This is a genomic window from Streptomyces sp. HSW2009, from assembly GCF_040240285.1.
GTDB lineage: Bacteria > Actinomycetota > Actinomycetes > Streptomycetales > Streptomycetaceae > Streptomyces.
On record NZ_JBEHZD010000158.1, the window covers coordinates 1 to 14,321 of the forward strand.

At 71.4% G+C, this 14,321-nt stretch carries 12 protein-coding genes; 3 read left to right on the forward strand and 9 right to left on the reverse strand.

From position 1 onward, the window contains the following. Positions 1-170 precede the first annotated feature (170 nt). Together AAHZ94_RS14500 and AAHZ94_RS14505 are read left to right on the forward strand one after the other, a co-directional pair. Positions 171-341 (forward strand): hypothetical protein, encoded by a 171-nt coding sequence (locus AAHZ94_RS14500; protein WP_349993281.1) that lies wholly within the window; start codon positions 171-173, stop codon positions 339-341. Between the two features lie 444 nt (positions 342-785). Continuing rightward, positions 786-1,295, forward strand: a complete 510-nt coding sequence (locus AAHZ94_RS14505; RefSeq protein WP_349993282.1) for a hypothetical protein — start codon at positions 786-788, stop codon at positions 1,293-1,295. 56 nt (positions 1,296-1,351) lie between these two features. On the opposite strand, the gene pspAB is transcribed toward AAHZ94_RS14505, so the two are convergent. From pspAB to AAHZ94_RS14525, 4 genes are all read right to left on the reverse strand, one after another. Then, the gene (pspAB, locus tag AAHZ94_RS14510) at positions 1,352-1,936 is read right to left on the reverse strand and encodes a PspA-associated protein PspAB (protein ID WP_349993283.1); all 585 of its coding nucleotides are present in this window, start codon (positions 1,934-1,936) and stop codon (positions 1,352-1,354) included. Between the two features lie 220 nt (positions 1,937-2,156). After that, positions 2,157-3,059: a zinc metalloprotease HtpX gene (gene htpX, locus AAHZ94_RS14515; RefSeq protein ID WP_349993284.1), complete on the reverse strand. Its 903-nt coding sequence runs from the start codon at positions 3,057-3,059 to the stop codon at positions 2,157-2,159. A 679-nt stretch (positions 3,060-3,738) separates the two neighbouring features. Further along, the gene (locus AAHZ94_RS14520; RefSeq protein ID WP_349993285.1) at positions 3,739-4,641 is read right to left on the reverse strand and encodes a class I SAM-dependent methyltransferase; all 903 of its coding nucleotides are present in this window, start codon (positions 4,639-4,641) and stop codon (positions 3,739-3,741) included. Positions 4,642-5,237: 596 nt separating this feature from the next. After that, positions 5,238-6,140, reverse strand: coding sequence for an LLM class flavin-dependent oxidoreductase (locus AAHZ94_RS14525; protein WP_349993286.1), 903 nt, complete (start codon positions 6,138-6,140; stop codon positions 5,238-5,240). Positions 6,141-6,682: 542 nt separating this feature from the next. On the opposite strand from AAHZ94_RS14525, the gene AAHZ94_RS14530 reads away from it, so the two are divergent. Further along, positions 6,683-7,378 carry a response regulator transcription factor gene (locus AAHZ94_RS14530; protein ID WP_349993287.1) on the forward strand — a complete coding sequence of 232 codons (696 nt, stop codon included), beginning with the start codon at positions 6,683-6,685 and terminating at the stop codon, positions 7,376-7,378. Between the two features lie 224 nt (positions 7,379-7,602). Here the strand turns inward: AAHZ94_RS14530 and AAHZ94_RS14535 are convergent, their stop codons facing one another. The 5 genes from AAHZ94_RS14535 to AAHZ94_RS14555 form a co-directional block, all read right to left on the reverse strand. Continuing rightward, positions 7,603-9,231 carry a sensor histidine kinase gene (locus AAHZ94_RS14535; protein WP_349993288.1) on the reverse strand — a complete coding sequence of 543 codons (1,629 nt, stop codon included), beginning with the start codon at positions 9,229-9,231 and terminating at the stop codon, positions 7,603-7,605. Between the two features lie 793 nt (positions 9,232-10,024). After that, the gene (locus AAHZ94_RS14540; protein ID WP_349993289.1) at positions 10,025-11,410 is read right to left on the reverse strand and encodes an ABC transporter permease; all 1,386 of its coding nucleotides are present in this window, start codon (positions 11,408-11,410) and stop codon (positions 10,025-10,027) included. Next, positions 11,407-12,117 carry an ABC transporter ATP-binding protein gene (locus tag AAHZ94_RS14545; RefSeq protein ID WP_349993290.1) on the reverse strand — a complete coding sequence of 237 codons (711 nt, stop codon included), beginning with the start codon at positions 12,115-12,117 and terminating at the stop codon, positions 11,407-11,409. Before AAHZ94_RS14545 ends, AAHZ94_RS14540 begins: the two co-directional genes overlap by 4 nt. After that, complete coding sequence (locus tag AAHZ94_RS14550) at positions 12,114-13,502, reverse strand: peptidoglycan-binding protein (protein WP_349993291.1); 1,389 nt, start codon at positions 13,500-13,502, stop codon at positions 12,114-12,116. Before AAHZ94_RS14550 ends, AAHZ94_RS14545 begins: the two co-directional genes overlap by 4 nt. Before the next feature lie 14 nt (positions 13,503-13,516). Further along, a complete protein-coding gene (locus AAHZ94_RS14555) occupies positions 13,517-14,116 on the reverse strand; it encodes a hypothetical protein (RefSeq protein WP_349993292.1) in 600 nt (199 codons plus the stop codon). Positions 14,117-14,321 lie beyond the last annotated feature (205 nt).

The following is a 14,321-nucleotide window of genomic DNA, read 5'->3' on the forward strand; positions in this document are numbered from 1 at the left end:
GCGCCGCGGCTGCGGCGGGTGCGGGGGCTGCGGCCCCGGCTGGGGCTGGTGCTGGTGCTGGTGCTGGTGCTGGTGCTGGTGCTGGTGCTGGTCACAGCGTTGCCGCGGGCGGCGGTGGCGTGAGGGGAGACGACGGCAACGGCACTGCATCGATTTCGTTTCCCGTGGGGGTGCTGGACCAGGTTCGGGAGTTGGTCGGCGAGGCGCACATGGCCGACTTCATAGCCGCCGCAGTGGAGCGCGAGGTGTGCGCACGCCGGATGGACCGCCTCGCGATACCCGGCGCCGCTGCCCGTACGCCCTCACCACCCGGCGACCCGGGGGACGGGAGCGACGGCTGAATCGGACGCGGCGCCGCCCACATCAAGGTCTGCACACGTCCAGGTCCGCACACATCCGGGGCCGCGCACGTCGCGAGAGCCGCGCACGTCCCCAGGGCCGGGTACGTCACGCGCGGTACGAGCAGCACTCAGCAGGCGGCACCCGTCCGGGAGCAGGCGCGCCCGGGCCAGGGATCACCCAAGGAAGGAGGACAGACGGTGAAGGTCAGGGCATTCCCCGCCGGACCGGTAGCGGCGAGCCGGCCCCGAGGCCTCGGCCCCATCGCCGGGGACGCCGCCGTGCCGCCCGGCACGCGAGCAGCAACCACGACCCCGAGCCGGCCGCCCGCCGAAGCCAACCGAAGGACACAGCCGCGGCCAGACTCCGGCGCGAGCCCGCCAGCAGGGCCACGGCCAGGGCCGTTCCATCTCCGTGGCTATCTCCGTGCGGCATCATGGGAAGGCATGAGACCTACGAACGTCCCACCCGGTTCGAGCAGCAGAGACGGCGGTAGCGGGGCCGGCGACCGGCGCATCGACAGCACCGAGAGCGCTGTCGCCGCGGTGATGGAGATGGCGGATTCGTACGGTCGCGAGACGACCGTTGAGCACTCCATCGGCGCGGACCAGTCCGGCCGGCGCCTCGCCTCCGGGGCCTTCACCGTGGTCGACCCGGACGGGTCGCTACTGCACGAGGCATACATCGAGATAGCCGGTCGGCCGACGGTGTGCATGGAGATCTTCAGCGAAGGGGACGCGAGCATCACCGTGGACACCGTGGAGTTCATCGGTGTCCCCCGGGAACAGTTGCCGGCCTTCCTCGACGCGGTCTACGGAGGGCGTGCCTGGGTGCGGGGGCGACGATTCCCGCCCACTCTGCACCTGATCGTGCCGATACCCGGCGACGTCACGTACAAGGAACCGATCCTGGGGCCGTGGAACATGACGCCCTGGCTCAACGGCCTCATCCGCTGACGCCAGACCCGCACCAGCGCGCGAGAAATCGCCCGAAGGTCGGGGGCGAGCCCACGCTAGAGGCCAGGTGCGCCCCAGACCGGGAACCAGCGGCCGAGGTCCTTTTCGATCCGCAGGTCATCCGTGAGCAGGGCGCGGGTCTGGAGCTCCAGGCCGTTGTCACGCTTGTCGACGCCACCGGAGAGGGGGGCGAAGGGGTAGAAGGTGCCGCGCTTGTAGAGGTAGACGAGCGCGAGTGAACGGTCCTGGTCGTCCCGAAAGCTCAAGAGCGAGCAGAGCAGTTGGGGGCCGAACCCGCCGTCACGCAGGGTGGTGTTGACCGCATGGAGGTCGTTGACCAGGCCAGCGACATCGTCGGGAGCGTGCTGGGTGAGCAGCCAGGTGAAGCCGTACGCGTCTTGGCTGAACTCGACGGGGATGCCGCCCCGTTCGGTATCGGCATCGAGGAGGTCACGTACCTCACGCTGGAGACCGGCGAACGCGCCGCCCTCCACACTCGCGAAACACACCGAACCCTGCCCGGTCGGCGTGAACCCCGCTGCGGCCTCCAACGTGACCGCCGCCGATGGCAGGGCGAAGAGCTGGTCGAGTTGCGGACGGGCCGGCTTGCTGCGGCCTAGCAGGGTATCGAGGAAGCCCACGGGGTTGTCCTTCCGGTAGCTGTGGGGGTGTTAGTACACGGGGTGTGCGTGTGGAGGGTGCGGGCTGTGGGCTGTGGTGGGTGTTCGTGAGGTGCGTGCGGGGTGGGTTGGGCGAGTGGGGTGGGGGCGGTGGGGGGCGGGGTGGCGGAGGGCGGGGAGGGAGGGCGGCGGGGGGAGGGGAGGGGGAGCCCCCCCCCGTTAACAAGTGGGAAGTCCCTCCTCACGGGCGGCCCAGTTCCGCTGCGATGCGGCCCAGTTGGTCGAGCCGTTGTTCCAGCGTTGGGTGGGAGGAGAGCAGCTTGCTGAAGCTGCTGCCGGAGAAGGCGGGGGCGAAGTAGAAGGCGTTGTACGGTTCGGCCTGTCGTAGGTCGCGGGTGGGGATGCGTGCCATTTCGCCTGTCACCTTGGTCAGTGCGGCGGCGAGTGCGGAGGGCCGGCCCGTGAGGAGGGCGGCGGCGCGGTCCGCTGAGAGCTCGCGGTAGCGGGAGAGCAGTCGGGTCAGCAGATAGCTGATCGCGTAGACGACTGCACTGATCAGGGGAATCACCAGGAGCGCGATGCCGAGACCGTTGTCGCGGTTGTTGCCTCGGCTGAGGCCGCCCCAGAGCGCTATGCGGGTGATCAAGCCGGCCAGTACGCCGAGGAAGGACGCGATGGTCATGACTGCGACGTCGCGGTGGGCCACATGCGACAGTTCGTGCGCGATGACGCCTTCCAGTTCCTCGCGCTCCAGGCGGCGCAGCAGTCCGGTCGTCGCGCACACCAGTGACTTGTGCTGGCTGCGGCCGGTGGCGAAGGCGTTCGGTACGTCGCTGTCGGCTATCGCCACCCGGGGTTTGGGCATGTCGGCGAGCGCACACAACCGGTCCACGGCGCCGTGCAGCTCAGGGGCCTGTTCGGGGGTGACCTCACGCGCGCCCATGCTGAACGCCGCGATCCGGTCGCTGAACCAGAACTGCGCGATGAACATCCCGCCCACCAGCAGCACGATCATGGGCCATGCGTTCCCCAGCAGCGCCACCAGGACACCGATGAACACTACGTACAGCAGCCCGATGAGAAACATCGTGCTGACCATGCGCGCGGCCAGTCCTCGGTCGGGCGCGAATCGCGTACGCGACATAAGCCCCTCCTCTGCACTCTCCTACGATTCTCCCTCTTTGTGAGGTATTCGTGAGATAAGCGAGATTGGAGTGAGTTGCCGCCGGGCTCGACAGGGCGGGCGCCGCGCGCCAGTGGGGGCGGGGACGGTTCACGGGGCGGCTGGCGCAACGCCTTCCAAGCTCGTCACCGGCTGGGCCAGTGATGAAGCTGGCCGTTTCCGTGGTGGGTCAACCTCGCCCGATGTGCAACCGCGCCGCCGAACGCCCCGGGCTCGGGGCGGGTCCGGATACCTCGGGCTCGGGGCGGGTGAGGTTGTAGTAGCCCAGCCGCTCGCGGTGGGCGCCGAAGCGAGGCACCGAGGCCGCGGGCCAACCCTCCAGTGCCTCGCATCGCCGCTGGTCAGCGGCATGGCAACCCAAGCCAATCCGCAAGCCCAAGCCCGCACCCGAAAACGCGACCCCAAGCCCAATCCGGCGCCCCAGGCCCAGCCGCGTCCAAGCCCAAGCCCGCACCCAAAACTCGCCCCCAGGCCAAGGCCCCAAGCCGACCCCCAAGCCAAGCCCGGCCGCGTACCCAGCCCCGCCCAGCCCTGTCCTGCCCAGCACGAGGCCGCGCCGTCGCACAGCCGTAGCCCCACCGAGCGGTCGGGTGGTTGCCGACGCTGCTGGTGGGGCGGTGGGGCAAGTGGGGGGAATCGTTCAGGCTGCGCGGAGGTAGGCGCTGGTGGCGACCTGGCCGATCATGCTGAGTCGGGTCTTGCCCGCCAGCCGCTCCTCGGTGGCCTCGCGTACGCCGGCCCACCGGCCGTCTCCGTAGTCGTCCATGACGATCACCGCGCCGGGGGCCGCGATCTGTTCGGCCCACTCCAGGTCGTTGGCGACCCCCTCGTACGAGTGGTCGCCGTCGATGATCACGACGCCGTACTGCCGGTCGGAGAGTTCTTCCCGTACGGCGGGGTCTTCGGAGAAGCCTCGGTGCAGGCGGAGCCGTGATTCCTCGACGCCGGCGTAGGCGAGGTTGGCGCGTACCACCGCTTCTGTGACGGGCGTGCCCGATGGGTCGGAGGAGATCTCGAAACCGGGCTGGAGCTGAACGGGCGAGAGCGGATCGACGATGGTGAGCTGGTACGGCAGGCCGGTGCGCAGTAGCTGGCGGGCCATGCCGCCGGCGAAGAGCCCGTAGAGCGTGCCGATCTCCAGGATCTCGCCGTTCGGCGGGCCGAGCAGCGGGGTGGCAGTGAGTTTGCCGAGGATGTTGCGGGTGGAGCCGGCGATGCGGCCGACGCCCCGGTTCTCCAGTTCGACCAGGGTGCGGTAGGCGAGCACGGTTTCCTTGTACGCGCCGTCCCGGCCGGTCAGGGCGGCGATCTCGGCCGCGAGCCCCGCGATCTCCTCCCGGCTCGGCTGCCGGTCGGTCAACCTGCCGTCGCGGCCGAGGAGCAGGTCAGTGGAGTGCGTACGGCGCAACTCCTCGCGGAGGACGGTGAGTTCACGGCGGGCTGAGCGGAGCTTTCTGTCAATGCGCTGGTCGAGCTGATCAAGGACGGGCCGCAGCGCGCGACGGGCGGAACGGGAAACGATCAGGGTGCTGTGGAACTTCACACAGCGGACCCTAGGTGCGCGCCCAGACGCTGGGAAGGCATGGCAGGCCGACGTTGCAGACCATCCAACAGTTGGGCCACCCGGCCAACAATCGCGCCCTAGCCGTTCATCAGGAATTTCCCGAAGCGTCACCCGCTTACTGCTCGGGCCAAGTAGTCGGCGCGGTAAGCGGAATGCGCGCGCCGCATCCTCCCCATCTGGCGCGCACCGCGTGTGCACGGCCGCCGTTCCCCACGCCGGAGCCACTTCTGCCAGGTCAGCCCGCTCGTCGGGGCACGCGGAACCCCTTCGTTCCGTCGCGGACCGGTGCCCCCGGCCTACCTGTCCTACCTATCCGACCCATCTATCGGTGGAGTACGCGTGGATGCGGTGCCGGTGCGCGGCGCGCTCACCACGCGCGTCTCCGCAACGCGCACCGACTCGACGTACGCCGGACACCGCAAGCCCACCCCCCGCACCAAGGTCCAACAGCTCACGACCGCACGAGCCCAAGGCCCCCGGGCACCCGGACCCACGAGCCCACGAGCCCACGAGCCCACGGCAGTGTGCGCAGTGTGCCCGCACGGCCGTCGAGGCTCCGGCCAGACGTCCGCTGGTCAGTCGTCCAGTTGGGCGAGGCCCTCCAGTGCGATCTTCTCGAAGACGGCCTGGTCGGCGGCGAAGACCGAGTCCGGTATCGGGGCGTGCAGCACGATCTCCGTGAAGCCGAGTTCGGCATGGGCCCCGGCGAAGTCGACGAAGGCGTCCACCGAGTCCAGCGGCCGGTCCGGGGTGAAGCCGGTGAGCAGGATCTTGTCGAGCTTGCCCAGGTCGCGACCTGCCTGTTCGCACACCTCGCCGAGCCGTTCGACCTGGCGCCCGATGGCCGCCAGCGAATCGGCCGGGCCGGCGCCCTCGGCCAGCTTCGGGTCGCCCGTGGTCACCCACGCCTGCCCGTACCCGGCGACCAGGCGCAGCCCGCGCGGGCCCGTGGCGGCGATGGCGAACGGGAGCCGGGGGCGCTGCACGCAGCCCGGTACGTTCCGCGCCTCGCGCGCCGCGTAGTACCGGTGTTCCGCCGTCACCGTCTCTTCCGACAGCAGGGCGTCGAGCAGCGGCACGAACTCCTCGAAGCGCTCCGTGCGTTCCCGCTGCGACCACGGCTCTTGGCCACCGGACAGCAGCGTCGTCGCGTCATACCCCACGCCACCTGCACCGATGCCCAGCGTGATGCGACCGTCGGAGACGTCGTCGAGCGTGATGAGTTCCTTGGCGAGTGTCACCGGGTGGCGGAAGTTCGGCGACGTGACCAGGGTGCCGAGGCGCATCCGGGAGGTCACCGCGGCAGCCGCGGTCAACGTCGGGACGGCGCCGAACCACGGGCCGTCGCGGAACGTGCGCCACGAGAGGTGGTCGTACGTGTACGCGGCGTGGAAGCCGAGCTCCTCGGCGCGCTCCCACTCCGCGCGACCGCCGTCGGACCAGCGGCGGATCGGCAGAATCACGGTGCTCAGTCGCATGCATCGAGGGTAAGCGCCGGGTACGACAATCCGGTACGCCGCCGGCCCCCGCCCATCAACCGCCCCCACCGGCCCCACCACCACCAACCGCTCCCACCACCATTCCTCCCCACCAACCCCGCCACCACCGGTCGTCCCCGTCTCTCTCCCCCCCAGCTCCCCGTACGCCGCTCACCGACGTGCCCGCCCCCACGCGATGCGTACCGCAGCCCCTACCGATCGTTCCGCCCGGTCTGTCCCACCTCGTCCCGGGCGAGCAGTCCCGGACGAGCTGTCCCGGGCGAGACGGAACGCCCCTCCGATCATCCGGGGCACGAATGCGGCGGCGAGTTCCGCGAGTTCTACGCGACGGTGCCCGCCCGGAAATTTCCCCAACGGTGAAATCGCCGCGCCACGGTGATTGCCATGGCGCGGTGATTGCCATGGCACGGTGATTGCCATGGCACGGCACATTCGGCCAAGTGACTGGAGCACGGCGAGAATGCCCGGCCGGTCCTGTACTACGGTGCTGGAGTTCACAAGATCTCGCCGGGGGAGAAGCGTTGAGCGCTCGAATTCTGGTCGCCGAGGATGACGAGAAACAATCCCGGCTGATACGGGTCTATCTGGAACGGGAGGGCAACGCGGTGCAGGTCGTGGCAGACGGCCGTGCCGCGTTGGAGAAAGCGCGGTCGAACCGGCCTGACCTCATCGTGCTCGATGTGATGCTGCCGTACGTCGACGGTCTCGACGTGTGCCGCATCCTGCGGACCGAGCCGGGCACCGAGGACGTCCCGATCCTGCTGCTGACCGCCCGTGCGACCGAGGAGGACCTGCTCCTCGGGCTCGACCTCGGTGCGGACGACTACCTCACCAAGCCCTACAGCCCGCGTGAACTGGCCGCGCGGGTACGGGCGCTGCTCCGCCGGGCCAAGAAGTCGGCACCGGCGGGCACGACGCTGCTGAAGGTCGGCGAGATGGAGTTGGACACCGCGCGGTTCGAGGTCCGGGTCGCGGGTCGGCCGGTGGCGCTGACCTCGAAGGAGTTCGCCATCCTGGAGTCGCTGGCCCGCGAGCCCGGGCGGGTCTTCACCCGGGCCCAGATCATCGAGCGGGTCTTCGGCTTCGACCGGGACGTACTGGAGCGGACCGTCGACGCGCACGTGATGAACCTGCGGCGGAAGCTGGAGGCGCCGGGCGGCCGGCGCCTGCTTGAGACGGTGTACGGGCGGGGCTACCGGATCGTGGACGGGGCCTGAGCGCCCCCAAGTCACCGGGAATATCCCGCTTTCTGGCGGGACTGAAAGGCCAGAGGCCCGGGCCCGCGCTCGCACACCACGCCCGCCCACACCCCCGCAACCCCGCAACCCCGCAACCCCGCAACCCACCCTCACCCCCACACCAGCCCCCGCACTCACGCACCCCCACACCCACACAGCCCCACGCACCCCCACAGCCACACCCACAGCCCCACCCCCACACTTCAGCCAGCCGACCCCGAGCGCGCGCCCAAGACGATCGTGAACGTCGTCCCCACCCCGACCGTGCTCGCCACGTCGATCGTGCCCTGGTGGTCGGTCACGATCTGGCGGGCGATCGACAGGCCGAGGCCGCTGCCGCCGGTCACCCGGCCCCGTGCCGCGTCCGCCCGCCAGAACCGGTCGAAGACGTGCGGCAGGTCGTCCGCGGGTATCCCCTTGCCGGTGTCGCGCACTTCGATGACGGCCAGTTCCCCGTACGGGTCCAGGGCCAGGGTCACCCGCCCGCCGGGCGGCGTGGCGCGCAGCGCGTTGCCGACGAGGTTGCCGATGACCTGGCGGAGCCGGTCCGCGTCGGCGGTCACGTACACCGGATGCGGCGCGTCCACTTCCAGTGTCACGCCCGCCGTTCCGGCGTGGGCGCGGTGTGCGGTGCGGGCGGCTTCGAGCAGGTCCCGCAGGTCGACCTCGGAGCGGCGGTAGGTGAGTGCTCCGGCCTCGGCGAGGGCGAGGACCTGGAGGTCGTCCACGATCCGCTGTTGGAGCAGCGCCTCCTCGTGGAGCGAGTCGAGCAGTTCGGGTGCCGGCTCGACGACCCCGTCGCGCAGGGCCTCCAGATAGCCGCGCAGGTTGGCGAGCGGGGTGCGCAACTCGTGTGCGATGTCCCCGGTGAGGCGGCGCTGACGGTCCTCACCTGCCTGGATGGAGTCGGCCATGCGGTTGAACGCCCGGCCGAGTTGCGCGATCTCGTCCCCTCCAGTGACCGGAACGCGTCGCTCCAGGTCGCCTTCGCCGAGCCCGTCCGCCGCGAGCGTGATGGCCCGTACCGGCCGCAGCACGGCCCGGCTCAGCAGCAGCGCCCCGAGGATCGTGGCGAGCGCGACGCCGACGGCGACGGCGACGGTGGGGGCGGCGGCGATCGTGGGCGGGGACTCGTTCTGGTACCCGAGGCTCACTTCGAGGCGGGGCGGGGCGACGGAGGCCGTGCGCTCGTTGAAGACGCGCTGGAGGCAGGGGGCGAGCGGCCGGACGTCCTCGCAGGCCAGGGCCGCGGTCCCGTCCTGCGCCCACCGCGGGTCGTCGTCGGGCGATGACACCCTGCACGTGGCGGGCCGGCTGCCGGTGGTGACCACGGGGATGCCCACCTGGTCGGTGCGGACCGTCACCGTCGCCCCCGCCCGGGTCAGGCAGGCCGCGTCGGCCGCCGCCGAGCGGTAGCGCTCCATCGCCACCAGGGTCAGCTTCGCGTTGCCGCGCGGCACTAGGTCCTGGTCGAACCGCAGCACCGGGCGCGGGTCGACCAGGACCGGGGGCTGGCTGCCGGGCAGGCGCGGCGCACGTCCCGCGAGGGGGTCGGAGGCGGCGAGCGGGACGCCGGTCTCCGTGACGACCTGGATGCGCTCCCCGGTGTCCCGCGACAGCGCGCGGACGGTTGGCCCGACCCCGTCCCAGGTGCCGTGTGCGAAGCCGTAACCGCGGAGCTTGCCCGTGATCGCGGAGATGTCCTCCTGACCTGCGGTGACGGCCTCCTGCACCTGCCGGTTGGCCTGTCGCAGGGTGAGCCAGGCGGTGGCTGCCGTGGCGGTCAGGGCGATCAGCATCAGCAGCCCGAGCACCCGCAGCCGGAAGCTCACCGGGTGCCTCCCACGCCGGGCCCCGGGACGTGTGCGCTCAACGCGACTCCTTCGAACGGGTTTCCACGCTACGGGACGGCCAACGGGCTCCGGGATGTGCTCCACCAGGGTGCGGAATGCGGCAACGTGCCGCGGTAGGGACGCATTTCCCTCGCATCACTTTCGACGCCTCGCCCTCTCGCTTCTCGCCCTCTTGCCCTCTCCCTCTCGCCCCTCCCTCTTGCCCTCTCAACGTCTCGTCCCCTTCCCTCTCGACGTCTCGCCCTCTCCCCCTCTCGCCTACGGCAGCCTGCCATTCGATCGCGGGTCGATTTACTCCGCTTATTCCGCGGCGCCATCCGGCGGACCGCAACGAGTGAGGATTCGCCCTCGCCGCAAGCCCGGTTTCGCTCTCACAGCAGGCCCCGTTTCACTCCCGCAGCGAGCCCGGTTTCACCCTCGCGACGACCGCGGTTTCCCTCGCCCGCCTTTCGACCCGCCGCTCGCATGGCCATTCGCCCGCCATTCACCCCACCGCTCGACCGTCTTTCGGTCGGTCGAATGCGGAAATCATTCGTCGGCAGCGGACCGTTCCGTAGACGGCGGGCCCTTTTCCCCTGGAGCGCCATCCGGCGAGCTCGTTTACGCACAGTGCTCTGCGGCGCGACAACAACCGCGTCTCCCCCGGCGCGGCGGGGCCCCAAGGAGGATGGCGCATACCCCCGTACACGCACCCACCCCCACAAACCCCCGCCGCGCCCGTCCCACAAACCCCCCGCCGCTCCCGCCCCGCGCTCCCCCAACGGCCAGCCCCTCACGTCCCGGACAGCGCCTCCGTAGGGGCCAGTCGGCTCGCTCGGACCGCCGGGTACAGACCGGCGATCATGCCGATGAGCAGCGTCGAGCCGATGCCGGCCGCGCTCGCCCACACGGGGACGACCGTCGGCCAGTCGCGGCTGAGCGCGTACCCGGCCGTGATCAGCGTCCCGAGCACGGTTCCGCCGAGGCCGCCGAGCAGGGACAGCAGCAGGGACTCCGTCACGAACTGGGTGCGGATCTGGCCCTTCGTGGCGCCCAGGGCCCGCCGTAGGCCGATCTCAGGTCGGCGTTCCAGGACCGAGATGACCATGGTGTTGCCGACGCCGACCCCGCCGACCAGGAGTGCCACGCCGCCGAGGCCGAGCAGCAGGCCGGTCAGCGCCGACTTGGTCGCCTCGCGGGCCGCGAGGGCGTCGGAGGGCCGCGAGACCTGTACCTCGCTGGGTTTCGCGGGGTTGGCCGTGGCCGCGAGCACTGCTCGTACCGAGGTGACCTGGCTGTTCTCCGTCCGTACGTAGACCGTCGACGGGTGTCCGTCGAAGCGCAGGTACGTCTTGGCCGCGGGCCAGCCGACCAGTGCGGTGCTGTCGAGTTCCGGTGCGAGTGGCATCGGGTCGAGTACGCCCACCAGCGAGAACCATCGGCCGCCGAGCCAGACCCGGGTGCCCGGGGTGTGGACGTCGAGCCGCTGGGCGGCGGTCGCGCCGAGCACGACGGCGGGGTACTTCTCCGTCGCGGGGTCGAGCCAGCGGCCCGTACGGAGGTGGCCGCCGACGGCCGGGAGCAGGTCGGGGCCGGCCGCCAGGACGTCGAGGGAGCCGGTGCGGCCGATGGCGATGTGGTCGTTGCGGTAGATGTTCGCCTCCGTCGACCCGGTGGCGGCGACCTGTCGTACGGGCGGGACCCGGTCGATCATCGCCACGGACTCCATGGGGAGCTTGGCGGCGTCACCGCTGAGGGACTCGCCCGGGGCGACCCGCAGCAGGTTGGTGCCGAGTGCGTCGAGCTTGCGGTCGACCTCCGCCTGTCCTGACCCCGAGATGCCGACCACCGCGATCATCGCGGCGACGCCGATGGCGATGCCGAGGGCGGACAGGAAGACCCGTAGCGGGCGGGTCCGCAGGCCGGGGCCGCCGAGCCGTACGACGTCCGCGGGCCCGAGCCGGACGGCGCGCAGCCTGCCCGATGACCGGGCCGGTCGCCGGGTCCCGCCGGCCGGGGGCCCGGGCGTCCCGGTGCCGTACCCAGCAGTCTCAGCACCGTACCCAGCGGTCTCGGCACCGTACCCAGCAGTCGCGGGGCCGATCCCGACGGTCTCCGGGCCGCGGCCCATCCCGCCCTTTCCGCCCCGCCGCGGGGGGCCCTTCTTGTGGCCGGTCATCGGGGCGCTCCGATCGTCGTGCTCTGCGCGACGTCGGCGACGAGGCGGCCGTCGCGCATCTCGATGCGGCGCGGCAACTCGGCGGCGATCTCCCGGTCGTGGGTGATGACGACCACCGTCGTGCCCGCGGCGTTCAGCTCGCGCAGCAGGGCCAGTACCGCCGCGCCGGACGTCGAGTCCAGGTTTCCGGGCGGTTCGTCCGCCAGCAGTACCGAAGGTTCGCCGACCACGGCACGGGCCACGGCGACGCGTTGGCGTTCGCCGCCGGAGAGCTGGTGCGGGAGGTGGTGGACGCGGTGGCTGAGTCCGACCCGTGCCAGGGCGGCCGACGCCTGGGCGCGGCGCCTGCGCAGGGGCACGCCCGCGTAGAGCAGTCCGTCCGCGACCGAGTCCAGTACGGGGGTGCCGACGGCCAGGTGGAACTGTTGGAAGACGAAGCCGATCCGGGTGGCCCGCAGGGCGGAGACCTCGCGGTCCGTCAGGCTCGCCACGTCGTGGCCGTCGACGAGGACCCGGCCCGCGGACGGGCGGTCGAGACTGCCCATGAGGTTGAGCATGCTGGACTTGCCCGAGCCGGACGGGCCGACGATCACCACCAGTTCGCCCCGTTCGATGCGCAGGCTCACGTCCCGGACGGCGGCCACGCCGCCCGGATAGGTCTTGGAGACCGCGTCGAACTCCACGACCGCCGCCGTGCCGCCGCTCACTCGGGAATCCTCACCTTCATGCCCTCGCGAACGGGGCCGCTGACCTCCACGTCGCCGTCGGCGAACAGCCCGGTCCGTACGGCGACGAGCCGGCCGTCCGCGGCCTCGACTCCGTGTCCGCCCTCGGCGAGGGCGACGAGCGCGGCGACGGGGACGGTCAACACGTTCTTGACCTCCTTGCCCACGTACTCGACCGTGACGGGCCCGCCCTCCAACCGGCCGACGGCCTGCTGGTCCTCGATGGTGACGGTGACCGGGACCGTGGCGGTCGGCGTCCCACCGCCCTCGTCGCCGATGTCCCCCTCGGGCGCGGTCGCCTGTTTGCCGATCGTCGACACCTCGCCCCGTACGGAGTTGCCGTCGGGCAGCTTGATCGCGACGCGCGCGCCGCGCACGGCCCACGCGGCTTCCGCGGCCGAGGTGTTGACGACGACCTTGCGGTCGGTGCCCGTGTACGTGAGGGTGCTCTCGCCGACGGGGGAGCCGACCCGGGTGCCGGGCCGGCCGATCCGTACCTTGCTCGCGGAGTAGATGACGTCGCCCACGTCGACCGTGCCGGTCTGTTCGACGCCGAGCGACTTCTGCCAGCGTTTGACGGCGTTGGCGGTGAGGCTGGTGAACCTCTCGTCCACGGTGAAGCCGTCGTAGCCCAGGGCGGCGAGGTTCCTCTCGAACTGCATCACGTCCATGCCCCTGAGCTCGCCCGCTGCTCGGGTGGCACCGGGGGCGAGGCCGGGGCCTTCGGCACGTCCGGCGGCCCCGGGTTCCGGTGTGCCCCCTGGTTTCGACGTGCCGGATGGTTTCGACGTGCCGGACGATGGTGATCCGCCGGCCGGGCTCGGTGTGTCGGCCGGGCTCGGTGTGTCGGCCGGGTCCCGTGTGTCGGCCCGGTCCTCGGACGTGCCGTCCCTGTCCGCGGCGCCCTGCTGCCGCCCGGCCGGTTCCTGGTCGCCGGGGCGCTGCGCGTCCTGCTGGGTCGACAGTCCCAGGGTCCGGTACATCGGCAGGGTTCCGTACATCAGGACCACCGGTCGGTCGTCGACCCGGAGCAGTTGGTCGCCCCGCTTGGCCGTGGCGCCGCCCTCGGGCAACCAGGTCACGGTCCCCTCTGCCTTGACGGGCAGCGACAGTTCCGTGCCGTATCCCAACGTGCCCTCCACCGTGGTGCGTTCCGTCAGCGTCGCCCGGGTGACCGAGACGACGGAGCCGGAGCGGGGCGGGGCGCCGGGGCCCTCGTCCCCCGTGCCGCCGAGCCCGAGCGCGCCCACCACGGCGACCGCCGCCACGACGACCACGGCGGCGGCGGTCAGCGCCGTGCGCCGCCGCCGGCTGGCCTTCGGCGGCACCGGGGCGGTCGTGGCGGGCTCGTCATCGTTGTGCGTCATCGTCTCGGTCACCGTCAGCCCAGGCCCGCCGACGGGTTGGCCGGTTGGCCGATGATGGGTCCGCAGGTACGCCCCGCGCGGAGCGCGCCGGCCGATGCCTGGTCCCACTCCGGCGTTCCGGAGTTGTTGTTTCGGGTGTTCCCGTCGGGGCCGGGGTCGGGGAAGTCCGGGGCACCGTTCTTCTGCATGCACTCGGCGTACTCGCGCTGGGTCTTGATCTGCTCGGGGGTGAGCTTGGGCCGGTTGGCCTCTTCGACGCTCTCAGGCACGGCGGGCATCTTGTCGGCACACTTGTCCGACGCCTTCATGAACTTCGGGTCCTGCTTCAGGGTGCGCGCCTGGCGGCCGAGTTCCACCTTCCCGGTCTCGTCCGGATCGGGGAGGTCGACGTCGTTGTCGCGCATGCACTTCACCCACCCCTGCTGGCCCTTGATGTACGTGGCCAGTTCGTCCCCGGCGTCGCCTCCGCTGCCGCCGCCGGTCGCCCCCGCCGAGACGGACCCGTCGCCGCCCGCCGAAGGGACCTTCGCGCCGTCGTCGTCGCTGCCACACCCGACCAACGTGAAGGCCAGGACCGACGCCATCGCCGCCAGTACCACCCGGTTCGTCCTCATGGGTTCTCCGTCTCCTCCTGTCGCATCCGGCCGCAACCGCGGCAGGCAGGGGGACCGTAGGTCGCAAGCCATGAAGAACTTTTGAAGAACCTGTCAGACGATCATGCGGTTCGCGCGCGTCCGGCGCGGAGCGCTCTTGACCGCGCGATCTAGCCCCGTTCCCGGTGGGCGTGGTGGGCCCGGCGGGCCCGGCGGGCCCGGCGGG

Coding starts and splice junctions, on each gene's coding strand:
- AAHZ94_RS14505 (WP_349993282.1), top strand. CDS start 786: ATGAGACCTACGAACGTCCCACCCGGTTCGAGCAGCAGAGACGGCGGT.
- htpX (WP_349993284.1), bottom strand. CDS start 3,059: ATGTCGCGTACGCGATTCGCGCCCGACCGAGGACTGGCCGCGCGCATG.
- AAHZ94_RS14525 (WP_349993286.1), bottom strand. CDS start 6,140: ATGCGACTGAGCACCGTGATTCTGCCGATCCGCCGCTGGTCCGACGGC.
- AAHZ94_RS14540 (WP_349993289.1), bottom strand. CDS start 11,410: ATGACCGGCCACAAGAAGGGCCCCCCGCGGCGGGGCGGAAAGGGCGGG.
- AAHZ94_RS14550 (WP_349993291.1), bottom strand. CDS start 13,502: ATGACGCACAACGATGACGAGCCCGCCACGACCGCCCCGGTGCCGCCG.
- AAHZ94_RS14555 (WP_349993292.1), bottom strand. CDS start 14,116: ATGAGGACGAACCGGGTGGTACTGGCGGCGATGGCGTCGGTCCTGGCC.